This is a genomic window from Burkholderia sp. Z1, assembly GCF_014893795.1.
GTDB lineage: Bacteria > Pseudomonadota > Gammaproteobacteria > Burkholderiales > Burkholderiaceae > Burkholderia > Burkholderia theae.
The window spans coordinates 1,965,076-1,990,224 of sequence record NZ_JACFYL010000001.1; the positions used below are offsets into that span (position 1 = coordinate 1,965,076).

A 25,149-nucleotide genomic window follows, 5' to 3' on the forward strand; every position below is an offset into this window, starting at 1 on the left:
CGGGCGGCCGCTCCCCCCCACGCGCGGGGGGCAGGGTTGCGGAGAATCGAAGGGGGTGCGGCGACGCCGCCGCGACAGGCGAGCGGCGCAGGCCGGGTCAGGTCGTTGCAGGCAGCCTCAAGCGGCCATCAAGGCGCGCTTTCGAGCAGGCCGAGCACCAGCGCGCGGCGCACCGCGTGCTTGCGCGAACTGGCGTCGAGCTTGCCAAACAGGTTCTTCAGGTGCCACTTCACGGTTTCCTCGCCGACGGCGAGCGCCACCGCGATCTCCTTGTTCGACAGGTTGCGCGCGAGCAGCTCGAGAATCGCGCGCTCCTTGGGCGTCAGCACGACGCTCGGCACCGCGCGCGGGCTGGCCGCGCTGCGCGGCGCAGGCGGCACGATGCGCGGCTGCGGCAGCGCGTGGCGTGCAGGACCGTCGCCTGTCGCCTCGTCGCCGACGCGGCGTGCCCAGTCGGCGACGGCCGGGTGCGCGTCGGCGAGCGTGCGCGTCAGCCCGAACAGGTCGGCCAGGTTCATCGCCTCGTCGAGCAGCGCGCGGCCGCCGCCGCCCGACTGCTCGCGCGCGAACGCGCCGAGCGCCATGATTTCGATGCGCGCGCGGCCCATGTTCATCTCGCGGGCGAGCACGGCGGCTTCGTCGAGGGCCGCGCTCGCATCGTCCCAGCGGCGCGCGGCGAGCGCCGCGCCTGCGTGTGCGGTTGCCTGCAGCAGCACGACCGGTCGCCGCCACAGCGGCCCGTGCAACGGAAACTCGGTGGCGGCGATCGCGTCGATGCGCTCGACGAGCGCATGACAGGTCGCCTCGCGATAACGCGCCGCGTGAATCCGCACCTGCTCGGCGAGGCTCGCGACCGACAAGCGCGGCAGCCGCCGCGCGACGCCCATCGCATCGAGTGCCTCGAGCAGGTCGATCGCGCGATGCTCGACGCCGCGCAGCAGCGCGATGCGCGCGGCGGTGCGGTAGCCGAGCAGCACCGTGTCGGGGATGCCCGCGTGTTCGAGCACGTCGAGCCGGTTCGCGAGCAGCGCGGCGGCCTGGTCGATGCGGTCGGCCTCGTAGGCGATCGCCGCGCACATCGCCGCGAGCATGCAGGTCAGCGGATGGCGGCGGCCGAGATCGGCTTCCGCGCGGGCCAGCGCCGGCGACAGCACGTCGTCCGCGAGCCGGATCTGCCCCTCCCACAGATAGCTGAGGCCCGTGATCAGCTCGCCCCAGCGCGCGACGTAGCCGAACTCGGCCGCCGCGTCGCCGCGCGACGCGGCCTGCTGGAACCGGCGCGCCTGCGCGGGCTCGCCGACGATGATCGCGCGCGCCGACAACCGGTTCGCATGCATCTGCGCCAGCCACGTCGCCGCCGGCGGCGTGAAATCGGCCCACGGTTCGAACAGCTCGACGAAGCGGTCGATTTCGTCGGCGTAATACGCGGCCGCGCTGAGGATCAGCGCGCACTCGTAGCGCATCGCGGGCGGCGTATCGGGCGCCGCGAGGATGCCCGCGATCTGGCGCTGCGCCTCGACATGGCGCTCGCCGAGTGCAAGCGCCCAGGCCACCGCGATCCGCAGCGTCGGGCGCTTGTCGAGTTCGGCATCCGGCAACAACGCGAGCCAGTCGAGCACGTCGTTGATACGGCCCTGCTTGATCGCATCCTCGAGGCACCGTTGCGCGAGCGCATACGCCGTCTCGAACTGGCCGGCCGCGTACGCATGGCGCGCGGCTTCCTCGGTCATCCCGTGCGCGTCGAGCCACGCCGCCGCACGCGCGTGCAGCGCGTTGCGTTCGGCGTCCGGGCCCGTGGCCAGGCGGTCGCGCAGCGTGTCGCGCACGAGCGGATGCAGCCGGCACCAGTCGGAATCGTCCGACGCGATGAACAGCGGCGTGTCACGCGCGAGTCGCGCGAGACGGTCGGGCGCGGCGGCATCGTCGAGCAGCGCGGCGCAGAGCGACGGATGCAGGCGATCGGCGACGCTCGTGCGCGTCAGGAACGCGGTGTCGTCTGCCGACAGGTTCGCGAGCAACAGCTCGACGAGCCGGTCGCGCGTGCCGTCCACGCGTGCGCCGAGCGCGTCGACCGCCTGGCGCGGATCGGCCGAGCGCGCCATCGCGGCCATCGCCAGCTGCAGCCCGAGCGGCCAGCCGTCGACGCGTTCGAACAAGCGCGCGCATGCGTCGGCGTCGACCCGTTGCGCGAAGCGCGCGCCGACCAGCGCGATCGTCTCGTCGAGCGTGAAGCGCAGCGCGTCGGGGCCCGCGAGCGTGCATTGCCCGCCGGCGAGCAGGGCGCCGGCCGTGTGATCGAGCCCGCGCCGCGCCGCGACGACGACATGCAGGTTTTGCGGCGCGTTGTGCAGCACGTAGGTCAGCGCATCGAGCCCGGCGGCCGGCAGCCGCTCCGCGTCGTCGACGATCAGCAGCGCGTCGATCGACAGCTGCGCGACTTCGGCCAGCCACGCGGTCACGCCCTCCAGCGCGCGGGCCGTATCCGCCGCGCCGACCGGGATCAGGCGCCCGAAGCCGGGCCGCGCGCAGCCGGTCCGTACCGCATGCACGAGCCCCTGCAGCAGCCGCGGCGCGTCGTCGCGCTCGTCGGCCGACAGCCACACGACCGCGCGGCCGAGCGCGAGCGTTTCGCGGCGCCATTGCGCAAGCAGCGACGTCTTGCCGTAGCCGGCCGGCGCCTGCACGAGCGTGACCGGACGGTCGTCGAAGGCCGGCGCGGCGAGGCTCAGCCGCGCGCGGGCGAGCAACTGCGCCGGCACGCGCGGCGCGGTCGTCTTCAGGACCAGTTCGGTGGGGGGCGCGGCGGCGCGATCGGGTGGGTGGGCCATCGGGGCAGGAGTCGGATTCCGGCGGTGCCGTGCGGGCCAGCGTCCGGGGTGGGCGTGGGGGGAAGGATCGGCCGAACCGCGTTCGCGCGTCAATCCCCCCCGCGACGAGTGGGGCCGTGCCGGCGCCGCGCCGATAGCATGGATTCAGATGCATCACGAACGCAACGAGGAGGGCAGCCATGAACATCGAATCGACCGGCGCGAGGCGCAGCGCGCCGACCGCCGGATAAGCGGAGCGGCACGATGTACCGCCATCTGCTCGTGACGGTCGACGGTACGCCCGGCGGCATCGACGCGATCGGCCATGCGCTCGAACTGGCCCGTGCGGTCGGCGCGCGGGTCACGTTCGTGCTGGCCGGCGCCGCGCCGGACTCGTGTTTATCCGGAGCGCGGCTGCCGGAACACGGTGCGAAAGTGGAAGCCGCCGCGCGGGCGCAGGGCCTGTCCCATGCGATCGCGGAGGCCGGTGGCACATCGCCGGGTGCACTTGCCCGCGAACTCGGCTGCGACCTGATCGGCATGGCGGCACTGCCGCCCGACGCGGATCCAGCCGAGTGCCGGCAGCGACAGCAACTGCTCGCAATGTGCGACGTGCCGGTGCTGGTATGCACGTCGCCGCGCCCGCCGGCCGCGGCGCGCGTGATCGCCCGCTGCCTCGATGCGCATCGCGACGTGGCCGCGATGCTGCATGGGCTGATCGCGCACGGCGGGGAAGCGGCGAAACCGGCAACCGTGCCAGAAGCCGTCGACATCGGCGGCACCCTGGCAGCGCTCGCGGCCCTGCAACGCACGCGTTTCGGCACGGCCGCCGAAGCGCAACTCTTCGCGGCCTTGCGCACCCGCACGGAGAGCGTCGCGGCCGAACTGGACGAGCTCGACCGCCAGCAACGCCGCGACGCGCAAGCATGTGACGCGCTGGCGCGGATCGCATCCGACGGGCAACCGTCGCCCGCATTCGACACGGCGCTCGCCTGTTATGCGCGCGGCGCGTTCGAGCAGATGGGGCGAATCGAAGGCGTGATTTTCCCGGCCGCGCGGCGCTACCTGGGCGACGCCGACTGGGCCGAACTGGACCGGCGCCTGGCGGGCGGCGCAGCCGCGACGCCGCTGGGCGCGAATGAAATCGACGATGCGCGACGCGCATCCGACTGAGACACCCTACGGAGAACAAGATGGCACATGCAGTGCGATTCCACGAAACCGGCGGCCCCGACGTGCTGCGCTGGGAAGCGGTCGACGTCGGCGACCCGGGCCCCGGCCAGGTGCGCCTGCGGCACGAGGCGGTCGGCCTGAACTTCGCCGATACCTATTTCCGCAGCGGCCTGTATCCGGTTCCGCTGCCGTCCGGCATCGGCGTCGAGGCGGCCGGCGTGGTCGAGGCCGTCGGCCCCGGCGTGACGAACGTCGCCGCCGGCGATCGCGTGACCTACACGGGCTTCCTGAACACGCTCGGCGCGTACAGCACCGAACGGCTGATCCCGGCCGCGCCGCTCATCCGGCTGCCGGACGGCATCGCGTGCGACACCGCCGCGGCGATGACGATGCGCGGCCTGACGTCGGCCTATCTGCTGCGCCGCATTCACGCATTCGCGCCGGGCGACACGCTGCTGCTGCATGCGGCCGCGGGCGGCGTCGGGCTGATCGTGTCGCAATGGGCGAAGCTGCTCGGGCTCACGGTGATCGGCACCGTGTCCAGCGCGCACAAGGCCGAGATCGCCCGCGCGCACGGCTGCGACCATACGATCGACTACAGCCGCGAGGATGTCGCGAAACGCGTGCGTGAACTGACGGACAGCACGGGCGTCGACGTCGTGTTCGACAGCGTCGGCAAGGACACCTTCGAAGGCTCGCTCGATTCGCTGAAGCGGCGCGGGCTGATGGTGTGCGTCGGCACCGCGTCGGGCCCGATCCCGCCGTTCGACCCGCAGCGCCTCGCGATGAAGGGTTCGCTGTACCTGACGCGCCCGGCGCTGGCCGACTACATCGCCGATCCGGCCGAGAAGAACGACCTCGCCGGCGAACTGTTCGCGCACGTCGCGGCCGGCCGCATCCGGATCGAGATCAACCAGCGTTATGCGCTGCAGGACGCCGCACAGGCACACCGCGATCTCGAATCGCGCAAGACGACCGGTTCGTCGGTGTTCATCGTCTGAGGAGACGCGCATGCGAGTCGAACCCCTGACCTGCGCGATCGGCGCGGAACTGCTGGACGTGAGCCTCGCCGACGCCGTGCACGACGACGGCCTGTTCGCCGAGATCCGCGCGCAGCTGCTCCGGCATCGCGTGCTGTTCCTGCGCGACCAGGACATCACGCGCGCCGAGCACGTCGCGTTCGCGCGGCGCTTCGGCGAGCTCGAGGATCATCCGGTCGCCGGCAGCGATCCCGACCACCCGGGGCTCGTGCGGATCTACAAGTCGCCCGACCAGCCGAACGACCGCTACGAGAATGCGTGGCACAGCGATGCGAGCTGGCGCGTGGCGCCGCCGTTCGGCTGTGTGCTGCGCTGCGTCGAGGGTCCGCCGGTTGGCGGCGACACGATGTGGGCGAACATGGTGCTCGCCTACGACAACCTGCCGGAGCACGTGAAGCAGCAGATCGACGGGCTGCGCGCGCGCCACAGCATCGAGGCGAGCTTCGGCGCCGCGATGCCGATCGACAAGCGGCTCGCGCTGAAAGCGCAGTATCCGGACGCCGAGCATCCGGTCGTGCGCATCCATCCCGAAACCGGCGAGAAGGTGCTGTACGTGAATGCGTTCACCACGCATTTCACCAACTTCCACACGCCCGGGCGCGTGCGCTTCGGGCAGGACGCGAACCCGGGTGCCGGCCAGTTGCTGCACTACCTGATCAGCCAGGCCTTTATCCCCGAATACCAGGTGCGCTGGCGCTGGAAGAAGAACAGCGTCGCGATCTGGGACAACCGCAGCACCCAGCATTACGCGGTGATGGACTACCCGCCGTGCGTCCGCAGGATGGAGCGCGCGGGCATCGTCGGCGACGTGCCGTTCTGAGCGCCGCCACACCCTAACCTAAACGCAACCCCACACCACGCGCCGGGCATGCCGCCCGGCACGGCGGGATACGCACGCCCGTACGCCCGAACACAACGATTTCCACTGGAGGACGACATGCAATTTCTCGACGATTCGCTGCACCCGGAAAACCAGGACAAGGTAGTCATCACGGTCGCGCCGTACGGCCCCGAATGGATGCCCGCCGATTTTCCGGAAGACATTCCGGTGACGATGGACGAGCACGTGCAGAAGGCCGTGGACTGCTACAACGCGGGCGCGACGGTGCTGCACATGCATGTGCGCGAGCTCGACGGCAAGGGCAGCAAGCGCCTGTCGAAATTCAACGAGCTGCTCGGCCGGCTGCGCGAAGCCGTGCCCGACATGATCCTGCAGGTCGGCGGCTCGATCTCGTTCGCGCCGGAAGGCGACGGCGCGGAAGCGAAATGGCTGTCCGACGACACGCGCCACATGCTCGCCGAGCTGACGCCGAAGCCCGACCAGGTGACGGTCGCGATCAACACCGTGCAGATGAACATCACCGAGCTGATGAACCGCCAGGACATCGCCGGCACGTCGCTGAACGAAACCGCGTACTGGGACGCGTACCGCGAGATGACCGTGCCGGCCGGCCCCGGCTGGGTCGACGAACACCTGCGCCGGCTGCAGGCGGCCGGCATCCAGCCGCATTTTCAGCTCACCGGCATGCACGCGCTCGAAACGCTCGAGCGGATCATCCGCCGCGGCGTCTATCGCGGCCCGCTGAACGTCACGTGGGTCGGCATCGGCGGCGGCTTCGACGGCCCGAATCCGTACAACTTCATGGAATTCGTGCGGCGTTGCCCGGACGGCGCGTGCATCACGCTCGAATCGCTGATGAAGAACGTGCTGCCGATCAACACGGTCGCGATGGCGCTGGGTCTGCATCCGCGCTGCGGGATCGAGGACACGATCATCGACCAGAAGGGCAACCGGATGACGTCGGTGCAGCAGGTCGAGCAGTGCGCGCGGATCGCACGCGAACTCGGCCGCGACATCGCGACCGGCAAGGAGGCGAAGGCGATCTACCGGATCGGCGTGCAGTACGACAGCGTCGACGAAACGCTCGCGCAGCTCGGGATGGCGCCGAACCGCCGGCCGGGCCAGATGAACGTGCCGCTGCGCGCGGCCTGACGCGCTGCGCATCCGGGCGGCCCGCCAGCGCGGCCGCCGCCCGCCGATCGTTGTGGCGCGGCACCCACCCCTGCACGTGACGCAGGGCGGACTCCGGTCGACGGAGCGGGGCCGCGCAAGCCGCGCCGGCGCGTTGCCGCACCGGTGCCGGAGGAGACACGCATGCTGATTCATCACGTCGAGCCGTCGCTGCAGGAGCGGGCGGCCACCGGGCGGCGCGCGCCGGCCTACGCATGGCTCGTGTTCGGGCTGACCGTCGGCCTGCTGCTGTCGGACTACATGTCGCGGCAGGTGCTCAACGCCGTGTTTCCGCTGCTCAAGCACGCGTGGGGACTGTCGGACACGCAGCTCGGCTCGCTGTCCGGCGTCGTCGCGCTGCTGGTCGGCCTGCTGACGTTTCCGCTGTCGGTGCTTGCCGACCGCTTCGGACGCGTGCGCAGCATCGTGCTGATGGCCGCGTTGTGGAGCGTCGCGACGCTCGGCTGCGCGCTGTCGACCAACTACACCGAAATGCTCGTGTCGCGCGGCCTCGTCGGGCTCGGCGAAGCCGCGTACGGCAGCGTCGGCGTCGCGCTGATCCTCAGCATCTTCCCGGCCCGCCTGCGCGCGACGCTGACCGGCGCGTTCATGGCCGGCGGCGCATTCGGCTCCGTGTTCGGCATGGCGCTAGGCGGCCTGGTCGGCGCGCATCTCGGCTGGCGCTGGTCGTTCGGCGTGATGGCCGCGCTCGGCATCGTGCTGCTCGTCGCGTATCGCGGCGTCGTCACGGAACGGCGGCTCGCGGCATGCCGCGTCGAACCGTGCCGGCGCGATGCCGACGCACCGCGCGACCTGCGCGGCAGCGTGCGCGTGCTGATGTCGGGACTGTTCGCGTCGCGCTCGGTGGTGTGCGCGTATATCGGCAGCGGGCTGCACCTGTTCGTGCCCGGCGCGCTGTTCGCATGGCTGCCGAGCTACCTGAACCGCTATTACGCGATGGCGCCCGACCGCGCCGCCGTGCTCGCGGCAGGTTTCGTGCTGCTCGCGGGCGTCGGGATGGTCGGCTGCGGCATCGTCACCGATCGCGTCGGCCGCGCCGACGGTTCGCGCAAATGGCTGACCGCGATTGCCTATTGCCTGATCACCGGCGCCTGCCTCGCCGTCGCGTTCCGGCTGCCGCCCGGGCCGTTGCAGCTTGCGCTGATCTGCGCGGGCATGCTGGTCGGCGCGGGCGCATCCGGCGCGTCGGGCGCGATGGTCGCGAACCTGACGCCGGCCGCGATCCACGCGTCGGCGTTTGCGACGCTCACGCTCGCGAACAACCTGCTCGGCATGGCGCCGGGCCCGCTGCTGACGGGGTGGGTCGCCGATCGCGCCGGGCTCGTCGGCGCACTGCAATGGATTCCCGTCGTGCCGCTCGCGGCCGCCGTGCTGTTCGCGATCGGACGCGCGAGTTACGCGGCCGATCTCGCGCGCGTCGAACGCGAACGGCGCGCATCCCAACTTTCCTGAACCCTCCCGGAGGCAACATGACCCTGGCGACCGCGCCCACCATCCTGATCGTGCCCGGCTTGCGCGATCACGTCGAAGACCACTGGCAGACGCATCTCGAACGGCGCTTGCCGAACGCGCGTTCCGTCGCACCACTCGAAGCCGACAAACTGAGTCGTGCCGCTCGCGTCGCGGCACTCGACGCGGCGCTGGCCGCAATCGACGGCCCGGTGATCCTCGTCGCGCACAGCGCCGGTGTGATGATCGCCGTGCACTGGGCGCGGCAGGCCACGCGCGCGATCCATGGCGCGTTGCTCGCGGCGCCGGCCGATCTCGATATGCCGATGCCCGCCGGTTATCCGGCACCCGACGCGATCGACGCGCACGGCTGGACGCCGGTGCCGACCGCGCGCCTCCCGTTCCCGAGCATCGTCGCCGCGAGCCGCAACGATCCGCTCGCGCGCTTCGAGCGCGTCGAGGCGCTGGCAGCGGGGTGGGGCAGCAAACTCGTCGATCTCGGCGAGGTCGGGCATCTGAACCCGGCGTCGGGGTATGGCGAGTGGCATGACGCGGAGCGGCTGATCGGCGAAGTGGCAGTGCTCGGCGCGTCCTGAACCTCCCTCCGCCATGCGCCGGGACCGATCGGGTTCCGGCGCGCTTCCCCGATCATCGTCCGCCCGCCATGTCGCACTGAGCCGCTTCCTTTTCGTCGCCCGCCGAGATACGACGTCCTAACACACCGTGCCATCGATGCCGCGACGTTCCACAAAATCGGTCAGCACGCAAATCGTCAACAACCGGAAGGTTTTTGTCAGGGAAAGTCCCGCCCCGCGCGTCATGGTTTTTTGTTGACCGACATCGTATAACGCCGTCATGATTTCCTGAAAGAAAGGTCCCATCCACCGACCGAAGTGAGGAGACATGAACACAACCACGATCGCGCGCCGGGTTCGCCGAATCGCACTCGCGCTGGGCGTTACGCTGTCGGCCACGGCAGCCGTTGCCGCACCCGTGTCGCTGAACATCGTCGACGTCGCGGGCAACCTGCAGCTCACGCAGAAGGCCATCGAGGCATTCAAGGACAAGAACCCGAACCTCGTGTCGACCGTCACGTTCACGAATGCGCCCGCACCGCAGCTGCCGGGCAAGATCAAGGCGATGCAGGCGGCCGGGCGTTCCGACATCGACCTCGTGCTGACGGGCACCGATGCGCTGGCCGCCGGCATCGAACAGAACCTGTGGCAGAAACTCCTGCCCGACGACGCGGCCGCGTTCCCCGGCGTGCTCGACAAGTACGCACCCGGCCCGCGCAAGATGCAGGATCTCGCACAGGGCTTCGGCCTCGAAGTCACCTACATGCCGGCCGGCCCGCTGCTCGAATACAACCCGGCGAAGGTCAGCAACCCGCCGAAGACGCCCGACCAGCTGCTCGCGTGGTGCAAGGCGCACCCGAACAAGCTGATCTATGCGCGCCCGGCGAATTCGGGCCCCGGCCGCACGTTCCTGATGGGGCTGCCGTACGTGCTCGGCGACAAGAATCCGCAGGACCCGATCAACGGCTGGGACAAGACCTGGGCGTTCCTCAAGGCATTGAACGACTGCATCCCGTACTACCCGGGCGGCACGTCGGCGGTGATGAAGGAACTCGGCGAGGGCACGCGCGACATGACCGTGACCGTCACCGGCTGGGACCTCAACCCGCGCGCGCTCGGCATCGTGCCGGCCGAGTTCCGGATCCAGGCGTTCGACAACATGACGTGGGTCAACGACGCGCACTACATGGTGATCCCGAAGGGCGTGCCGAAGGAAAAGCTCGACGTGCTGTTCAAGCTGATGAACTTCCTGCTCGAACCGGCGCAGCAGGCGATGACCTACGACGACGGCTACTTCTATCCGGGCCCGGCGGTGAAGGGCGTGACGCTCGAGATGGCGCCCGCGCACAGCCAGGAAGTGATCCGCAAGTTCGGCCGCCCCGAGTACGCGAAGCTGCTCGCGGATCGCCCGCACGTGCAGCCGCTCAACGCGCAGGCGATGGTCGCCGCGTTCCAGAAGTGGGATCGCGAGATCGGTTCGCAGAAGTCGAAGTGACGCATGAACCGGCGGGCGCCGCGGCGCCCGCGTCCATGGAGTTCGCGCAATGAAGCACAGTTTCGAACGGTTGCGTCTCGACGACGTGTGCCGCAGTTTCACCAACGCACAAGGCGCGCCGGTCGCCGCGCTGAACGGGCTCGACCTCGAGATCCGGCGCGGCGAGTTCATCGCGCTGCTCGGCCCGTCGGGCTGCGGCAAGTCGACCGCGCTCAACTGCATCGCGGGGCTGCAGCCGCTCACGAGCGGCGGCATCTGGCTCGACGACACGCGCATCGACGTGCTGCCGCCCGAGCGCCGCGGCTTCGGGATGGTGTTCCAGAACTACGCGCTGTTTCCGCACATGTCGGTGCTCGACAACGTCGGTTTCGGCCTGAAGATGCGCGGCGTGCCGAAGCAGGAAACGCGGCGGCGCGCGCAGCAGGCGCTCGAACTCGTGCAGCTCGTCGGCCACGAGGGCAAGCTGCCCGGGCAGTTGTCGGGTGGGCAGCAGCAGCGCGTCGCGATCGCGCGCGCGATCGTCATCGAGCCACCGCTCGTGCTGATGGACGAGCCGCTGTCGAACCTCGACACGAAGCTGCGCATCGAGATGCGCGCGGAGATCCGCCGCATCCACACGCAGCTCGAACGCGCGACGATCTACGTGACGCACGACCAGGACGAGGCGCTGTCGATGGCCGATCGCATCGTCGTGATGAAAGAGGGTGTCGTGCAGCAGGTTGCGTCGCCGAAGGACGTCTACACGCGTCCGCACAACCTGCATGTCGCGCGCTTCATGGGCTATCGCAACGTGTTGCCGTTCACGCTCGAAGGGATGGCCGGCGACTACGTGAACGTCACGGCCGGCGGCGTGCGCATCGCGGGCGTGCCGATGGCCGGCTTCGACGCGAAGGACGTCGTGGTCGCGCTGCGCCCCGACGACATCGAGCGCGCGGACGACGCCGGCGACAACACGTTCGACGCGACGGTCGAAACGGTCGAGTACGGCGGCCGCGATTCGCTGATCCGCGCGGTCACGCCGTTCGGCCCGATCTGGGCGCGCGTGGCCGGCGAATTCGCGGAAGGCGAGCGGCTGCGGCTGCGCGTCGCGCCGTCGCGCACGCTCGTCTATCCGGGAGAGCCGACATGAGCGGCCCGTCCTCAGCGCCGTCATGCCGGGAGGCCGCATGAGCGCGCTCGCGACCGGCACGCCGCGCGACACTAAGGCCTGGCTCGTCACGCCCGCGCTCGCGTTCATCGCCGCGCTGTTCATCTACCCGTTCGCGTACGGCCTCGTGCTGTCGTTCCAGCCGATGAACGGCGGCGGCGCGCTCGCGAACTACGTGCAGTTCTTCACCGATACCGCGATGTGGCCGACCGTGCTCGTCACGCTGAAGCTCGCGGTGCCGGCCACGCTGATCAACGTCGGCGTGTCGGTGCCCGTCGCGTTCGCGCTGCGCCGCAATTCGCCGTACCAGAAGTTCGTCACGACGCTGCTCGTGATTCCCGTCACGCTCGGCACGGTGCTCGTCGCCGACGGGATGCTCACGTACTTCGGGCCGAACGGCTGGTTCCCGCAGGCGCTGCAGGGGCTGCACCTGTACACCGATGAAGTTCGCCTCACGCACAACTACTGGGGCGTGCTGCTGTCGCTGATCGTATCGGGCTTTCCATTCGCGTTCCTGCTGATGCTGTCGTACATCAGCGGCATCGACCCGACGCTCGCGCGCGCGGCGGCGACGCTCGGCGCGAACCCGTGGCAGCAGTTCCGGCAGATCTACCTGCCGCTGCTCGTGCCGGGGCTCACGATGGCCGCGTGCCTGTCGTTCGTGCAGGCGTTCTCGGTGTTCCCGTCGGCCGTACTGCTCGGCGCGCCGGCCGGGCCGACGCGCGTGATCTCGATCGCGGCGGCCGAGGCCGCGTTCGAGAGCTACGACTATTCGCTCGCGTCGGCGATCGCGATCGTGATGGGCTTCGTGCAGTTGCTGGTGGTCGCATCGATGCTCGGCGCGCGTCGCTTCTTCTATACGGGCGCGGTGACGGGAGGCAAGGGCTGATGGCGATCGACAATCATGCCGCGCGAGCCTGGCCGCCGAAACAGGACGCGCCCGATGCACGGCCCGTCGACGAGAGGAAACCGCAAAAGATGAGAAGCAATCTCGCCGGTCGCGCGTGGAAGGCGCTCGTCTGGGGGCTGATGGCGTTCTTCCTGTTGAACGTGATGCTGCTGATCGCGACTGTCGCGGTGAACTCGGTCGCGACCCGCTGGTTCGGCACGCCGCTGCCGCAAGGCTTCACGCTGCGCTGGTATGCGAAGGCGTGGGAGGATTTCCAGCTCGCGAGCGTGCTGTGGGTGACCGTCGAGGTCGTCGGCGCGGTCGTGCTGCTGTCGATCGCGCTCGGCGTGCCGGCCGCGTATGCACTGGCTCGCGTGCAGTTTCGCGGCAAGCGCTTCGCGCTGCTGGTGTTCCTGCTGCCGCTGATGGTGCCGCCCGTCACGTACGGGATTCCAATGGCGACCGTGATGTACAAGGTCGGGCTCGCCGGTACGCTGCCGGGCGTGATCCTCGCGAACCTCGTGCCGGCGCTGCCGTTCGTGATCCTCGTGATGACGCCGTTCATCGAGCAGATCGATCCGAATCTCGAAGCCGCCGCGCGGGTCTTCGGCGCGAACACGTGGCGCTATTTCCGCCATGTGCTGCTGCCGCTGCTCGTGCCCGGCATGCTCGCGGCCGGGTTGCTCGTGCTGGTTCGGACAATCGGGATGTTCGAACTGACGTTCTTCACTGCGGGCCCCAGCACGCAGACGCTCGTCGTCGCGCTGTATTACGCGGTGTTCTCGACCGGCGTGCGCGCGCCGCAGTCGATCGACGCGATGGCGATGATCTACATGGCCATCACGCTCGTGTGGGTCGTGATCGCGCTGCAGTTCGTCAGCCCGACGCAGCTCGTCAGCCGCGTGAAGCACGAGCGGCAGTAGAAGAGAAGAGGGTGCGCCGTGCCGCTGCGCGTCCGTGCAATTGGTTACAAATGGATACCGCGAACGACGCGCGGACGTTGCAGACTACGCGGCGTACCGGCCTGGCGGCTGCGTTCGTGCATGTCGCCGCGCGCCACCCGACGCTCACTCGATTGACGGATATCCATGAAGTTTCAAACGCTGCTGACACTCGGCTGTGCATCGACCCTGCTGGCCGCCTGCAACCTGCTCCACGACGGCCCCGGATCGAGCGACGTCGACGCCGCGGTGCGCCGCGCGCTCGAAGCGGAAAACCACGGCGGCCTGAACGCGCTGTTCGGCCAGCCGCTGCCGGTATCGGCCGATGTCGTGTCGGCGAAGCCCGACGGCGACTGCAAGAAGCTCGGTGACCGCACGTACTCGTGCGACGTCGTGGTCACGTGGCGCAATGCCGACTACTCGCCGTCGCGTGCGAACCTGACCTTCGTGAAGGCCGCCGACGGCTCTTGGCAGACGTCGGGCGTCGACGCGGCGCTCGCGACCGGCACCGCGAAATCGCTGATCGACCAGATCGGCAAGGCGTGGCACGGCGACGCGGCAAGCGGCGCGTCGGCGCCGCAGTGATGCGCCGGCGGCGGGCTGTTCACTTCCTTCCTGCCGCGCACGGTTTCTCGTTCATGAAAGCCGCGCCTTTCCATGCGCTCCGCTGACAGCAATCCATCGATGACGATTGCCCGTGCGAGCACCACCCGCGCACGGGCAGGTGTCGTTCGGCGCCCGCGACCGGCGCTCAAGCACGGATCAACTAAAAAAGGGCGCAAGCACTGGGCCCGCCATTGCTCGAAGGCATCCTCGGTATGCGGGCCGGGTTATAGGGAAAACCCTTATCTCAGGGTATAATCACAGGCTAAGAGAAAGGTCAAACCATGCCTGAACGTTTCCAAACCCTTGAAAAATTTGTGTTTTCCCTGATCGTGATGTCCGCGGTCGTGTGCTCGGCATTCCTCGCGTACGAGCGTCACCCCGAGATCAAGATCGCACTGCACGAAGGCGAAGCGCTGATGCGCGAGAGCGCCAAGTATTCGGTCATCTGCTCGCCGTCCAAGGTCGATCCTTGCGTCGAGATGTCTGCTTACTAAGCCGCTTTTCCGGGTCGCCCTGCATCCCCGTCGGTCTGAATTCCTCAGAGTAGAACCCACTAGGCATTCGGAAACCGGCCGCAAGACAGCGCGGATGCACGAACCCGGCACGTGCCGAGTCGCTGGCGTAAGCAGCCCCTCATTCAGAAAGCCCCGCTTCGAGCAATCGAGCGGGGCTTTTCTGTTTGCGCGGTTGAAACGATCTCGCTCAGCGGCGTGCATCACACGAGTCACACCACATGCCGCGGTTCGCCCGCCACAAACGCGGCGATGTTGTCGACGAGCTGATCGGCGAGCGCCTGCATGGCTTCCTCGCTCGCCCATGCGACGTGCGGCGTCAGGATGAACGCCGGATGCGACAGGATCGCGTGAAACGGATGCAGGGCCGGCAGCGGCTCCTGCGTGACCACGTCGAACCCCGCCCCCGCGATCTGTCCCGACTGCAGCGCATCGACCAGCGCGCTTTCGTTCACCAGCCCGCCGCGCGCGGTATTGATCAGCAGCGGCCGGCGCGTCATCCGCGCGAATGCGGCCGCGTCGATCAGGTGCCGCGTCGCGGGCGTGAGCGGGCAGTGCAGCGTGATCACGTCGCTGTCGCGCAGCAGCGTGTCGAGCGGCGCGTAGTCGGCGCCGTCGGCATCGCCGTGCGCCGCGAACAGCACGCGCATGTCGAGCGCACGCGCGATGCCGGCCACCGCGCGCCCGAGCACGCCGTCGCCGACGATCCCGAGTGTCGACTCGGCCAGGTCGCGGATCGGATGGTCGAAGAAGCAGAACTGCCCGCTGTCGAGCCAGCGCCCCGCGCGCACCGCATCGCGATAAGCGACGACGCTGCGGCGCAGCGCGAAGATCAGCGCGAACGTATGCTCGGGCACCGTGCGGACCGCATACCCGCGTATGTTGCTCACGACGATTCCGCGCGACGCGCACGCGTCGAGATCGACGATGTCGGTCCCCGTCGCGGCGATCGCGATCATGCGCACGCGCCGTGCGCCGGCGAGTGCCGCCGCATCGAGCCGCACCTTGTTGGTCACGACGATGTCGGCATCGGTTATGCGCGCCGCGACTTCATGCGCGGCCGTCCGTTCGAACGCATGCAGTTCGTGCGGAAACGGGAACGGCTTCAGTACGGTCTGCGGCGACAGCGTCGCGCGGTCGAGAAACACGATCTTCGCGGGAGAGGAAACAGAAAACATGGCGGGTCTCGCTGACAGGCGCCCGGCGGGCGCGGAACGGGTTCGATTCTGCCGCCGGTTTGCGCGCCGTCGTTTGACCGTTGCGCGAGCGCGCTTTCCCGGATGGAAAGGCTGACGCACCCGCACGAGAACGGCTGCGGCAATCGCACCGGCCAGCGCCTTTCCGTTTCGGAAAGGCTGGTTGAGCATCGATCGATTTTCGCCGTGCGCGAACGCCGTCATGATCGCCGTCATCGACAACACGCTTTCATCGGAGACAGTCATGACGCGACCCCTGGACGGCATCCGCGTGCTGGAACTCGGCCAACTGATCGCCGGGCCGTTCGCGGGCCGGATGCTCGCCGAATTCGGCGCGGACGTGATCAAGGTCGAGCCGCCCGGCCTCGGCGACCCGCTGCGCAAATGGCGGCTGCTGCACGACGGCACATCGGTCTGGTGGGCCGCGCAGTCGCGCAACAAGACCTCGCTCACGCTCGACCTGCGTACACCCGAAGGACAGGACGTCGTGCGCCGTCTGGTCGCCGAGACCGACGTGCTGATCGAGAACTTCCGGCCCGGCACGCTCGAAGGCTGGGGGCTCGGCTGGGACGCGCTGTCCGCGATCAACCCGGGGCTCGTGATGCTGCGCGTGTCCGGTTTCGGACAGACCGGCCCGTACCGCGACCGCCCCGGTTTCGGCGTGATCGCCGAGGCGATGGGCGGCCTGCGGCACCTGACCGGCGAACCCGGCCGCACGCCGGTGCGCGTCGGCATCTCGCTCGGCGATTCGCTGTCGGCGCTGCACGGCGTGATCGGCGTGCTGCTCGCGCTGCGGCATCGCGAGCAGCAGGGCGGCAAGGGGCAGGTCGTCGACGTCGCGCTGTACGAATCGGTGTTCAACATGATGGAAAGCCTGCTGCCCGAATACTCGGCATTCGGCGCGGTGCGCGAGCCGGCCGGCAGCAGCCTGCCCGGCATCGCGCCGACCAACGCGTATCGCTGCCGCGACGGCAAGTACGCGCTGATCGCCGGTAACGGCGACAGCATCTTCCGGCGCCTGATGGAGCTGATCGGCCGGCCCGATCTGGGCAACGATCCCGCGCTCGCGCACAACGACGGGCGTGTCGCACAGGTCGAGCGCATCGACGCGGCGATCGGCGCGTGGAGCGCGCGCCACGATCTCGACGACGTGCTGGCCGCGCTGAACGAAGCGCGCATTCCGTCCGGGCGCATCTACGACGTCGCGGACATCGCGGCCGACCCGCATTACCGCGCACGCGACATGATCGTCGACGCCGCGCTGCCCGACGGCACACCCGTGCTGGTGCCGGGCATCGTGCCGAAACTCGGCGCGACGCCCGGGCGCATCGAGCGCGCGGCGCCCGCGCTCGGCGCGGATACCGATGCGGTGCTCGAATCGATCGGCATCGATGCCGCGACGCGCGGCGACTGGCGCACGCGCGGCGTGATCTGAACGGAATACGGGAGACGACGACATGAGCACGCAACGCAAACGGCTCTACATCCAGGAAGTCGCGACACGCGACGGTTTCCAGAACGAAGCGGCATTCGTCGACACCGACGACAAGATCGCGCTCGTCGATGCGCTGAGCGCATGCGGCTACGCGAAGATCGAGGTCACGTCGTTCACGTCGCCGAAGGCGATCCCCGCACTGCGCGACGCGGAGGCCGTGATGCACGGCATCGTGCGCGCGCCGGGCATCGTCTATACGGTACTCGTGCCGAACGTGCGCGGCGCCGAGCGCGCGCTGTCGTGCGGCGTCGACGAAGTGAACCTCGTGATGTCGATGAGCGAAAGCCACAACCGCGCGAACCTGCGGATGACGCGCGAGCAATCGTTCGCGCAACTGCGCGACGTGATCGACGCGGTGCGCGGCACGGGTACCGCGATCAACGTGTCGCTGTCGACCGCGATGGGCTGCCCGATGGAAGGCGACGTCCCGGCCGAAACGGTGCTCGCGTGGATGCAGCGCTTCGCGGATCTCGGCGTGCACGGCTTCACGCTGTGCGACACGACGGGCATGGCGTTTCCGTCGCAGGTGCGCGCATTGGCCGAGCACGCGCGCGAGCGCTTCGGCACGTTGCAGCTCGCGCTGCATTTTCACAATACGCGCGGGATGGCGCTCGCGAACACGCTCGCGGCGCTCGATGCCGGCATCGACCGCTTCGATGCGTCGCTCGGCGGGCTCGGCGGCTGCCCGTACGCACCGGGCGCGACCGGCAACGCCTGCACCGAGGAACTCGTGCACATGCTCGACCTCGACGGCTACGATACGGGCATCGATCTCGCGGCCGTGCTCGCCGCATCGGCACGGCTGCCCGCGCTGATCGGGCATGACGTGCCGAGCCAGATCCTGAAGGCCGGGCGCCGCTCGGATCTTCATCCGCCACCGCGCGCCGACGCCGGCGACATGCCCGCGCAACGCGCTTTCTCGTGAACAGGAGCGAACCCCATGGCGCTGATTGACCACCTCGACCATCTCGTGCTGACCTGCGTCGATCCCGAGCGGACCCGGCATTTCTATACCGAGGTGCTGCAGATGCAGCTCGAAACCTTCGGTGCCGGCCGGCTCGCGTTTCGCTTCGGCAACCAGAAGATCAACCTGCACGTACGCGGCGCGGAGTTCGAACCGAAAGCGCATGTGCCGGTGCCCGGTGCGCTCGACCTGTGTTTTATCGCATCGGTGCCGCTCGACGACGTGATCGCGCACCTGAAGCGCGTCGATTGGCCGATCGTCGAAGGGCCGGTCGAGCGCACCGGCGCGACGCAGAAAATCCGCTCGGTGTACGTGCGCGATCCCGACCTGAACCTGATCGAGATCTCCGAGTTGATCTGACTGGCGGCGGCGGACCGTTCGCGTCGCCGGCCGCGCCGCGTCGGCGTATCGCTCCGTCCGGGGCCGCAGTCCTTCGCCGAAAGCGGACAGATCAGCACCGCGCCCGCCGATTCCGGATAGCCGGCCCCGGCCACGCTGCGGATAATGACGCAACGGCGTCGGCACTGCCGCCGCCTTCGCAGCGGGGAGGGCGAACCTGCCCCGCGCATCCGCAACCCGACCCAGGTGCTCCCCGAATGACGATCCTCTATCGCGGCATGGACCGCGCGGCGCTCGACGCCGCCTACCTGAACACGAAGGCCATTCCCGATTTCCCGGCCGTGCTCGCATCGTGCCAGGCGCGCAGCGCGGCACTCTACGACGCGACGCTGGGCCGCCGCGACCTGCGTTACGGCACGCGCCCCGCGCAGCGCTTCGACTGGCTGTCGTGCGGGCAACCGGGCGCGCCGCTGTTCGTGTTCATTCACGGCGGCTACTGGCAGCACTGCGCGAAAGAGGATTTCGCGTACGCGGCGAGCGGGCCGCTCGCGCATGGTTTCGACGTCGTGCTCGCCGAATACACGCTGGCACCGGCCGCGTCGATGGCCGATATCGTCGCCGAGATCGGCGCGTTGCTCGACTACCTCGCCGCCGATCCCGACGGCCTGGGCACCGCGCGGCGGCCGATCCACCTGAGCGGCCACTCGGCAGGCGGCCACCTGACGGCCATGCATCGCGCGCATCCGGCCGTCGTATCGGCGCTTGCGATCAGCCCGCTCGTCGATCTCGAACCGATCTCGCTGTGCTGCCTGAACGACAAGCTGCAGCTCACCGCGCACGAAATCGATACCTGCAGCCCACTGCGCCATATCGGGCCGGGCGTGCCGACCGTCGTCGCGGTCGGCGACGCCGAACTGCCCGAACTGATTCGGCAAGCGCATGACTATGCGGCGGCATGCGACGCAGCCGGCGAACCGATCGCGCACGTGCGGCTGCCGGGCATGAAGCACTTCGACGTGCTCGACGATCTCGCGAACCCGCACGGCGAAATGCTCGCCGTGTTGCAGGCAATCGCGCCGCGCTAGCCGCGCCATATCGCGCGCACATGGCCGGGCGTATGATCGGCGTCAGGCCGCCGCGACGATTTGCTTGCGCCGAACGGCCTTCCCAGGACCCACGACATGGTGAACCCGCTTCATTTCGATCTGCAGTCGCTGCGCGTGTTCGCGCTCGTCGCCGAGCACGGCAGCCTGACGAAGGCCGCCGAACACGGCCAGCTCACGCTGTCCGCGGTCAGCAAGCGCATCGCCGAGCTTGAAAGCGTGACAGGCAGCGCGCTGTTCGTGCGGCATGCACGCGGCGTCGAGCTGACGCCCGCGGGCCGCGCACTGCTCGACCACGCGGCGAAGGTGATCGAGCAGGTCAACCGGATGGCGCACGAGATGAGCGACTACGTCGCCGGCGTGCGCGGCCATGTCCACGTATGGACCAACACGTCCGCGATCGTCCAGTTCCTGCCCGCCGATCTCGCCGCGTTCCTCACCGTCAATCCGGGCATCAAGGTGAGTCTCGAGGAACGGCTGAGCCACGAGATCGTCGATGCGCTCGCGTCCGGCAAGGCCGATCTCGGCGTGTTCGCCGACAACGTGCCGGCGCCCGGCATCGAACGGCGGCTGTATCGGCGCGACGAACTCGTGCTGCTCGTGCCGCGCACGCATCGATTCGCCACGCGCGACAGCATCCGCTTCGCGGACACGCTCGACGAGGACTACGTGGGGCTCAGCGACGGCAGTTCGCTGCTCGCGCGCATGACCGACGCCGCGTTTGCGGTCGAGCGTTCGCTGAAGCTGCGGATCCAGGTATCGAATTTCGACGGCGTGAGCCGGATGATCGAGGCGGGGCTCGGCATCGGCATCCTGCCGCGCGATGCCGTGACCGGCGAGCGCGCGGCGCGGCTCGGGGTCGTGAAGCTCGACGATGCATGGGCGACGCGCACGCTGTGGGTCGGCGTGAAGGCCGGCACCGTGCTGTCGACCGATATCGCGAAGCTGTTCGATTTCATGTCGGCGCGTTGAGGCCAGCCCGCAAGCGGTAGAAGTTGGCGCGGTGCGGCTTCGAGGAAGTGCGATCATCGGTGCGCGTTCAGCCCACCGCCGCAGGAAGCCGATTCGACACATCCGCGCCAGACCGACCGGCAGACGACCGCGAACGACTGTCGCGGGGTACGGTTCGATTGCAGCCGACAATCGCGAGCACGGCACGCGCTTGCCCATCTCTCCCCGGGAAGACCGATGCCGGGGCACGCGCGTGCCGCCCGCACGTTTCGCTGCCGCGAAGCGTATTTTCCGCGTTGTCGTCGCGGATTCGTTCCTTGCACTATCTTTACACCGTTCCCGGCTGTGTCGGCGATGACCTCCGGGCCGGACAAACAAGTATTCCCCTGGCTTGGCGGCGTCCCCGTGAAGCCGACGCGTTCGGCAGTCATTTTTCGCACTCGACACAATATTCGCGCGCCTGAAACGTCTTCAGGCACATGGAATCGCCACCCACTTCACGCACGATGACCGACCCAGACCGCGACATCACCGCGATAGTGACGCGTGAGCGAACGAGACTCGTGAGCTTTATCCGGCGTCGGATACGCGATCCGGACGATGCCGAGGACATTCTGCAGGATGTGTTTCACGAATTCGTTCAGGCTTACCGGCTTCCCGCGCCCATTGAACAGGTGAGCGCGTGGCTGTTCCGTGCCGCGCGCAACCGTATCGTCGACCGCTTTCGCAAGAAGAAGGAGCAGCCGCTGACGGACCTGTTCGACGCCGACGACGAAGCGAACAGCGAGTATCGCCTGGACCTTGCGCTACCGGCACACGATGCCGGCCCCGAAGCGCTCTACGCTCGCACGCTCTTGCTCAAGGCGTTGCAGGATGCGCTCGACGAGTTGCCGGCGAATCAGCGCGAGGTATTCGTCGCGCACGAACTGGACGGCCAGTCCTTCAAGGAGATGGCCGCGCAAAGCGGTGTCGCGCTCAATACGCTGCTCGCTCGCAAACGCTATGCGGTCTTGCATCTGCGTGCCCGGCTGCAGCTCATTTATGACGAATTGGACAATACCTAGAGGAGTCGACAGATGAAATTTCGAATCAGATGTGCGGGCAAGGCGCTGTTCGTCGTGATCGCCATAGGCGTGCTCGGATGGGTCGTCATGATGTTATGGAACTGGGTGATTCCGGCGCTGTTCGTCGGCGCCCGGACGATCGACTTCGCCCATGCGCTGGGCCTGCTCGTGTTGAGCCGCATCCTGTTCGGCGGATTCCGCGGACACCACGGCTGGCGCGGCCGGCGCCACTGGCGCAAGTGGGAATCCATGACACCCGAGGAACGCGAGCATTTCCGGACCGCGTGGCAAGCCGGCAGCAACCGGCCCACGGGAGAGTGAACGTGCGCGAAACATCAACGGGCGACTGCAAACAGAAACCGGGCGTGATCGCGCCGGTCGTCGATCTGAAGCGTTGCGAAGGCAAAGGGGATTGCGTCGAGGTGTGCCCTGAGAACGTGTTCGAGATCCGTCGCATCGACAACGCCGATTACGTCGGCCTTGATCTGATGCATCGCTTGAAGCTGCGCGTGCATGGCATGAAAGTCGCCTACACGCCGAACGCGGATGCGTGCCGGTCATGCGGACTGTGTGTGACGGCGTGCCCCGAGCACGCCATCACGCTCGCCCGAACGGTTTAGCAACCCCGTGTATCGCCGCGATCGAGCGACTGCGCAGCAACCCTGACGGGACGCGCAGTCGCCGGATACCGCGTCGACGTGATCAATCTCGTCCAGGAACGCACATGGCTTCACCCACCCTCGGTCTTCTGCGACGGCTCCACGAAGAGAGCCGGACCGAAATCATCGCCCGCGCCCGCGCGCAGTTCCAGGGATCGAACGAGGATTTCCTGTCGTTAGCCGACGAATACGACGCGATCGCCCCCCGTCTGCGGGGGCGGTTTCTCGAAACGCTCGGGCTGTCCACCGACGACTTCGAGTCGTCGCAAGGCAGTTCGTTATCGTTGGCCGTGTCGCCGGAAACGGGAGGATTCTTGCGCAACATGGTGCTCTCGCAACGGCCGGCCAGAATCCTCGAGCTCGGCAGTTCGTGCGGCGTGTCCACGCTGTATTTCGCCGAGGCGCTGCGCACGTTGGGCCGTGGCGTGGTCGTCGCGACCGAACGCGATGCGCTCAAGTGCGCACGATTGCGCGATCACGTCAGGGCGGCGGGCCTGGACGCCCATGTCGACCTGCGCGAGGGCGATGTATTCGAGACCGTTGCTGAACTGGACGGTCGCTTCGACATGGTCTTCATCGACGTATGGGCCGACGCCTATCTGAAGTTGTTCAAGGGGATCGAGCGCCTGCTGCGCCCGGGATCGATCGTCCTGGCCGACAACATGTACACGGCCGAGGACGCCGTTCGACCGTACAAGCACTACCTCGATGACGATCCGCGGTTCTCCACCATGACATTGAATTTTGAATCGGGGATCGAATTCACGGTCGTCGTTTCTCAAGCGGGAATGTCGTCAACGGATCCTTGCCGCGCAGGCCCGGACTGAAGGGCGCAGCCATCGATCGACACGCATCTCGCGTCGGACTGCGCCCGCCATCGGTTGGCACACGCTCAAACCGGATTGATCTCATCCTGGCTGCGCCGCGTGGTCAGCGGCCCGAGCACGCGCAGCGTGACCGCGACGATGCCGAGTGCGATCGAGATCACGCCGAACATCGCGCCCGCGCCGTGGCTGACGAGCACCGGCAGCAATACGAACGGCAGCGCGCCGCTGACGATGCGCGACAGCGCGTACGTACTGCCGATCGCCGTCGAGCGTACACGCGCCGGAAAGATCTCGGCCTGGTACACGTGATACGCGTTGCTGAACACGTTCGACGCACAGGTCGTCAGCAACCCGAAGCCGACGATCAGCACGGTATTGCCCGAATACGCGAAGCAGAGCCCGAATACCGCGATCGACAGGATCGACACGATCACGAGCGTGCGGCGTTCGATCCAGTTGAGCAGCGGAATCGACAGCAGCGAACCGATCGGATAACCGACGAACGACAGCGCGATGAACAGCGTGCTGTCCGTCACGTCGAAACCGCGGCTCTTCACGACCGTGCCGGCCAGCGTGCCGAAACCGTAGTAACCGAAGCCCTGCAACAGGTGAAAGATCGCGAGCATCACATAGCGCGCGCCGTAGGGTTCGCGGCGCAGCAGCGCGATGCGCTCGCCGAGCCCGAGCGGCCGCTGCGGCTCGGCCGGTTCCGCGAATTGCTCAGGCACGCGCACGCCGGTGCCTTCCGCGAAGCGCCGCAGCGCCGCGTGCGCGTCGGCCGTGCGGCCTTGCGCGAGCAACCAGCGCGGGCTCTCCGGCAACCGGTGCTGGACAAGGAGCACATAGACTGCGCCGAGGCTGCCGATCGCGAGGATGATGCGCCAGCCGGCCACGCCGGCCACATGCAGCGGGTTCAGCCACAGCGCGAGGAAACCGACGAGCGGCACCGCGACATAGGAAGTCGTATAGGCCCACGCGGCGAGCCGTCCGCGCTTTTCCTTCGGCAGGATTTCGGACAGGAAGCTGTCGGCGACCGGATAGATCGCGCCGACGCCGATGCCAGTCAGGAACCGGCACGCGACCAGCATGTCGGCGCTCACCGAAAACGCGCCGACCAGCGAAAACGCGCTGTACCACACGAGCGTCAACAGGAACGCCTTGCGCCGGCCGATACGATCGGCGAGGCTGCCGAGAAACATCGCGCCGACGAACATCCCGATGAACGCCGATGCCAGCAGCAGCTTGAAATCGGCGCTCTGCCGGCTCAATCCGTATTCGTTCTGCAACGCGGAACCGATCGTGCTGACGAGGAAGATCTCGTACATGTCGAAGAACAGCCCGATGCCGATCACCCAGACGACGAACCGGTGCAATGCACCGACCGGCAGGTCGTCCATGAAATCGCCGAGCGTGACGCGGCGGGCGGGGAGGGCCGCCGCATCGGCGCCGACGCCGGCGGGAGCGGCCGGCGCCCGGGCGGACGCGGGCTCGCCCGCGGTGCCGCCCAGATCGAGGGATTGGCTGTTCATCGTGTCTCCTGATTATCGATATGCCGTCGCGCAATGCGGCCGGTCGCACGACGCGACGGCAGGCACCGCGAGGCCCGTGAAAGGGCCGGCCATGCGGGCTGCGCCGATCGTCCGACACATGGTGGGCAAATCCGGGGCACGTGATAATTGCGGATGTCTCAAGCGTCCTTTCCCGTGCAGAAAGGGTAGGGACTGCGCGGCGGCCGGCATGCGCGCGGCAGGCCGGTGCAGCCTGCGTGGCGGGTGGTTGTGCGCTGGATCCGGTTGTGCGAGCGCGCAGCCGGCTGGCCGGGAAAACCATGAGCCCGATTGCCCGGCCGCCGGCGTAACAGCCGCCGACGGCCGGGCTGCCGCAC

At 68.4% G+C, this 25,149-nt stretch carries 25 protein-coding genes; 21 read left to right on the top strand and 4 right to left on the bottom strand.

Annotated elements, in window-relative coordinates; translation table 11 throughout:
• Nucleotides 1-128: 128 nt before the first annotated feature.
• Nucleotides 129-2,828: a LuxR C-terminal-related transcriptional regulator gene (locus H3H55_RS09035; protein WP_193098366.1), complete on the bottom strand. Its 2,700-nt coding sequence runs from the start codon at nt 2,826-2,828 to the stop codon at nt 129-131.
• A gap of 243 nt (nt 2,829-3,071) precedes the next feature.
• Between H3H55_RS09035 and H3H55_RS09040 the strand changes: the two genes are divergently transcribed.
• The 6 genes from H3H55_RS09040 to H3H55_RS09065 all read left to right on the top strand — a co-directional run bounded on the left by H3H55_RS09040 (nt 3,072) and on the right by H3H55_RS09065 (nt 9,097).
• Nucleotides 3,072-3,980 (top strand): universal stress protein, encoded by a 909-nt coding sequence (locus H3H55_RS09040; protein WP_193098367.1) that lies wholly within the window; start codon nt 3,072-3,074, stop codon nt 3,978-3,980.
• 20 nt (nt 3,981-4,000) lie between these two features.
• Nucleotides 4,001-4,981, top strand: coding sequence for a quinone oxidoreductase family protein (locus H3H55_RS09045; RefSeq protein ID WP_193098368.1), 981 nt, complete (start codon nt 4,001-4,003; stop codon nt 4,979-4,981).
• Nucleotides 4,982-4,991: 10 nt separating this feature from the next.
• Entirely contained in the window at nt 4,992-5,840 is an 849-nt protein-coding gene (locus H3H55_RS09050; RefSeq protein WP_193098369.1) for a TauD/TfdA dioxygenase family protein, read from the top strand.
• Between the two features lie 117 nt (nt 5,841-5,957).
• On the top strand, nt 5,958-7,013 hold the full coding sequence (locus tag H3H55_RS09055) for a 3-keto-5-aminohexanoate cleavage protein (RefSeq protein WP_193098370.1): 1,056 nt from the start codon (nt 5,958-5,960) through the stop codon (nt 7,011-7,013).
• 162 nt (nt 7,014-7,175) lie between these two features.
• Nucleotides 7,176-8,504, top strand: a complete 1,329-nt coding sequence (locus H3H55_RS09060; RefSeq protein WP_193098371.1) for an MFS transporter — start codon at nt 7,176-7,178, stop codon at nt 8,502-8,504.
• Between the two features lie 17 nt (nt 8,505-8,521).
• Nucleotides 8,522-9,097: an RBBP9/YdeN family alpha/beta hydrolase gene (locus H3H55_RS09065; protein ID WP_193098372.1), complete on the top strand. Its 576-nt coding sequence runs from the start codon at nt 8,522-8,524 to the stop codon at nt 9,095-9,097.
• Nucleotides 9,098-9,214: 117 nt separating this feature from the next.
• Here H3H55_RS09065 and H3H55_RS09070 read toward each other — a convergent pair whose 3' ends face one another.
• Entirely contained in the window at nt 9,215-9,406 is a 192-nt protein-coding gene (locus H3H55_RS09070; protein WP_193098373.1) for a hypothetical protein, read from the bottom strand.
• On the opposite strand from H3H55_RS09070, the gene H3H55_RS09075 reads away from it, so the two are divergent.
• The 6 genes from H3H55_RS09075 (at nt 9,405) to H3H55_RS09100 (ending at nt 14,648) form a co-directional block, all read left to right on the top strand.
• Nucleotides 9,405-10,571, top strand: coding sequence for an ABC transporter substrate-binding protein (locus tag H3H55_RS09075; protein ID WP_193098374.1), 1,167 nt, complete (start codon nt 9,405-9,407; stop codon nt 10,569-10,571). The two genes, H3H55_RS09070 and H3H55_RS09075, sit on opposite strands and share 2 nt — an antisense overlap.
• A 49-nt stretch (nt 10,572-10,620) precedes the next feature.
• Nucleotides 10,621-11,700, top strand: a complete 1,080-nt coding sequence (locus H3H55_RS09080) for an ABC transporter ATP-binding protein (protein WP_193098375.1) — start codon at nt 10,621-10,623, stop codon at nt 11,698-11,700.
• Nucleotides 11,701-11,737: 37 nt separating this feature from the next.
• Nucleotides 11,738-12,607, top strand: coding sequence for an ABC transporter permease (locus H3H55_RS09085; RefSeq protein WP_193098376.1), 870 nt, complete (start codon nt 11,738-11,740; stop codon nt 12,605-12,607).
• Nucleotides 12,607-13,530 (top strand): ABC transporter permease, encoded by a 924-nt coding sequence (locus tag H3H55_RS09090; protein ID WP_193098377.1) that lies wholly within the window; start codon nt 12,607-12,609, stop codon nt 13,528-13,530. Before H3H55_RS09085 ends, H3H55_RS09090 begins: the two co-directional genes overlap by 1 nt.
• A 165-nt stretch (nt 13,531-13,695) precedes the next feature.
• Nucleotides 13,696-14,133, top strand: a complete 438-nt coding sequence (locus H3H55_RS09095) for a hypothetical protein (protein ID WP_048243205.1) — start codon at nt 13,696-13,698, stop codon at nt 14,131-14,133.
• Nucleotides 14,134-14,435: 302 nt separating this feature from the next.
• Nucleotides 14,436-14,648: a hypothetical protein gene (locus tag H3H55_RS09100; protein WP_048243204.1), complete on the top strand. Its 213-nt coding sequence runs from the start codon at nt 14,436-14,438 to the stop codon at nt 14,646-14,648.
• 230 nt (nt 14,649-14,878) lie between these two features.
• On the opposite strand, the gene H3H55_RS09105 is transcribed toward H3H55_RS09100, so the two are convergent.
• The gene (locus tag H3H55_RS09105; protein WP_193098378.1) at nt 14,879-15,844 is read right to left on the bottom strand and encodes a D-2-hydroxyacid dehydrogenase; all 966 of its coding nucleotides are present in this window, start codon (nt 15,842-15,844) and stop codon (nt 14,879-14,881) included.
• Nucleotides 15,845-16,106: 262 nt separating this feature from the next.
• On the opposite strand from H3H55_RS09105, the gene H3H55_RS09110 reads away from it, so the two are divergent.
• The 9 genes from H3H55_RS09110 to H3H55_RS09150 all read left to right on the top strand — a co-directional run bounded on the left by H3H55_RS09110 (nt 16,107) and on the right by H3H55_RS09150 (nt 23,264).
• Nucleotides 16,107-17,297, top strand: coding sequence for a CaiB/BaiF CoA transferase family protein (locus H3H55_RS09110; protein WP_193098379.1), 1,191 nt, complete (start codon nt 16,107-16,109; stop codon nt 17,295-17,297).
• 22 nt (nt 17,298-17,319) lie between these two features.
• On the top strand, nt 17,320-18,282 hold the full coding sequence (locus H3H55_RS09115) for a hydroxymethylglutaryl-CoA lyase (protein WP_193098380.1): 963 nt from the start codon (nt 17,320-17,322) through the stop codon (nt 18,280-18,282).
• 15 nt (nt 18,283-18,297) lie between these two features.
• On the top strand, nt 18,298-18,681 hold the full coding sequence (locus H3H55_RS09120; RefSeq protein WP_129514590.1) for a VOC family protein: 384 nt from the start codon (nt 18,298-18,300) through the stop codon (nt 18,679-18,681).
• 236 nt (nt 18,682-18,917) lie between these two features.
• On the top strand, nt 18,918-19,745 hold the full coding sequence (locus H3H55_RS09125) for an alpha/beta hydrolase (protein ID WP_193098381.1): 828 nt from the start codon (nt 18,918-18,920) through the stop codon (nt 19,743-19,745).
• Between the two features lie 96 nt (nt 19,746-19,841).
• Nucleotides 19,842-20,735: a LysR family transcriptional regulator gene (locus H3H55_RS09130; protein ID WP_193098382.1), complete on the top strand. Its 894-nt coding sequence runs from the start codon at nt 19,842-19,844 to the stop codon at nt 20,733-20,735.
• Between the two features lie 458 nt (nt 20,736-21,193).
• Nucleotides 21,194-21,778: an RNA polymerase sigma factor gene (locus H3H55_RS09135; protein ID WP_193098383.1), complete on the top strand. Its 585-nt coding sequence runs from the start codon at nt 21,194-21,196 to the stop codon at nt 21,776-21,778.
• Nucleotides 21,779-21,790: 12 nt separating this feature from the next.
• Nucleotides 21,791-22,099 (top strand): hypothetical protein, encoded by a 309-nt coding sequence (locus H3H55_RS09140; protein WP_193098384.1) that lies wholly within the window; start codon nt 21,791-21,793, stop codon nt 22,097-22,099.
• Between the two features lie 2 nt (nt 22,100-22,101).
• The gene (locus tag H3H55_RS09145) at nt 22,102-22,398 is read left to right on the top strand and encodes a 4Fe-4S dicluster domain-containing protein (RefSeq protein ID WP_193098385.1); all 297 of its coding nucleotides are present in this window, start codon (nt 22,102-22,104) and stop codon (nt 22,396-22,398) included.
• A gap of 104 nt (nt 22,399-22,502) precedes the next feature.
• Nucleotides 22,503-23,264 (top strand): O-methyltransferase, encoded by a 762-nt coding sequence (locus H3H55_RS09150; RefSeq protein ID WP_193098386.1) that lies wholly within the window; start codon nt 22,503-22,505, stop codon nt 23,262-23,264.
• A gap of 65 nt (nt 23,265-23,329) precedes the next feature.
• On the opposite strand, the gene H3H55_RS09155 is transcribed toward H3H55_RS09150, so the two are convergent.
• On the bottom strand, nt 23,330-24,793 hold the full coding sequence (locus H3H55_RS09155) for an MFS transporter (RefSeq protein WP_193098387.1): 1,464 nt from the start codon (nt 24,791-24,793) through the stop codon (nt 23,330-23,332).
• Between the last annotated feature and the right edge of the window lie 356 nt (nt 24,794-25,149).

What these genes read in the sequence shown, in the direction of transcription:
- H3H55_RS09035 (WP_193098366.1), bottom strand. Translation starts at nt 2,828, where the DNA reads ATGGCCCACCCACCCGATCGCGCCGCCGCGCCCCCCACCGAACTGGTC.
- H3H55_RS09040 (WP_193098367.1), top strand. Translation starts at nt 3,072, where the DNA reads ATGTACCGCCATCTGCTCGTGACGGTCGACGGTACGCCCGGCGGCATC.
- H3H55_RS09045 (WP_193098368.1), top strand. Translation starts at nt 4,001, where the DNA reads ATGGCACATGCAGTGCGATTCCACGAAACCGGCGGCCCCGACGTGCTG.
- H3H55_RS09050 (WP_193098369.1), top strand. Translation starts at nt 4,992, where the DNA reads ATGCGAGTCGAACCCCTGACCTGCGCGATCGGCGCGGAACTGCTGGAC.
- H3H55_RS09055 (WP_193098370.1), top strand. Translation starts at nt 5,958, where the DNA reads ATGCAATTTCTCGACGATTCGCTGCACCCGGAAAACCAGGACAAGGTA.
- H3H55_RS09060 (WP_193098371.1), top strand. Translation starts at nt 7,176, where the DNA reads ATGCTGATTCATCACGTCGAGCCGTCGCTGCAGGAGCGGGCGGCCACC.
- H3H55_RS09065 (WP_193098372.1), top strand. Translation starts at nt 8,522, where the DNA reads ATGACCCTGGCGACCGCGCCCACCATCCTGATCGTGCCCGGCTTGCGC.
- H3H55_RS09075 (WP_193098374.1), top strand. Translation starts at nt 9,405, where the DNA reads ATGAACACAACCACGATCGCGCGCCGGGTTCGCCGAATCGCACTCGCG.
- H3H55_RS09070 (WP_193098373.1), bottom strand. Translation starts at nt 9,406, where the DNA reads ATGTCTCCTCACTTCGGTCGGTGGATGGGACCTTTCTTTCAGGAAATC.
- H3H55_RS09080 (WP_193098375.1), top strand. Translation starts at nt 10,621, where the DNA reads ATGAAGCACAGTTTCGAACGGTTGCGTCTCGACGACGTGTGCCGCAGT.
- H3H55_RS09085 (WP_193098376.1), top strand. Translation starts at nt 11,738, where the DNA reads ATGAGCGCGCTCGCGACCGGCACGCCGCGCGACACTAAGGCCTGGCTC.
- H3H55_RS09090 (WP_193098377.1), top strand. Translation starts at nt 12,607, where the DNA reads ATGGCGATCGACAATCATGCCGCGCGAGCCTGGCCGCCGAAACAGGAC.
- H3H55_RS09095 (WP_048243205.1), top strand. Translation starts at nt 13,696, where the DNA reads ATGAAGTTTCAAACGCTGCTGACACTCGGCTGTGCATCGACCCTGCTG.
- H3H55_RS09100 (WP_048243204.1), top strand. Translation starts at nt 14,436, where the DNA reads ATGCCTGAACGTTTCCAAACCCTTGAAAAATTTGTGTTTTCCCTGATC.
- H3H55_RS09105 (WP_193098378.1), bottom strand. Translation starts at nt 15,844, where the DNA reads ATGTTTTCTGTTTCCTCTCCCGCGAAGATCGTGTTTCTCGACCGCGCG.
- H3H55_RS09110 (WP_193098379.1), top strand. Translation starts at nt 16,107, where the DNA reads ATGACGCGACCCCTGGACGGCATCCGCGTGCTGGAACTCGGCCAACTG.
- H3H55_RS09115 (WP_193098380.1), top strand. Translation starts at nt 17,320, where the DNA reads ATGAGCACGCAACGCAAACGGCTCTACATCCAGGAAGTCGCGACACGC.
- H3H55_RS09120 (WP_129514590.1), top strand. Translation starts at nt 18,298, where the DNA reads ATGGCGCTGATTGACCACCTCGACCATCTCGTGCTGACCTGCGTCGAT.
- H3H55_RS09125 (WP_193098381.1), top strand. Translation starts at nt 18,918, where the DNA reads ATGACGATCCTCTATCGCGGCATGGACCGCGCGGCGCTCGACGCCGCC.
- H3H55_RS09130 (WP_193098382.1), top strand. Translation starts at nt 19,842, where the DNA reads ATGGTGAACCCGCTTCATTTCGATCTGCAGTCGCTGCGCGTGTTCGCG.
- H3H55_RS09135 (WP_193098383.1), top strand. Translation starts at nt 21,194, where the DNA reads ATGGAATCGCCACCCACTTCACGCACGATGACCGACCCAGACCGCGAC.
- H3H55_RS09140 (WP_193098384.1), top strand. Translation starts at nt 21,791, where the DNA reads ATGAAATTTCGAATCAGATGTGCGGGCAAGGCGCTGTTCGTCGTGATC.
- H3H55_RS09150 (WP_193098386.1), top strand. Translation starts at nt 22,503, where the DNA reads ATGGCTTCACCCACCCTCGGTCTTCTGCGACGGCTCCACGAAGAGAGC.
- H3H55_RS09155 (WP_193098387.1), bottom strand. Translation starts at nt 24,793, where the DNA reads ATGAACAGCCAATCCCTCGATCTGGGCGGCACCGCGGGCGAGCCCGCG.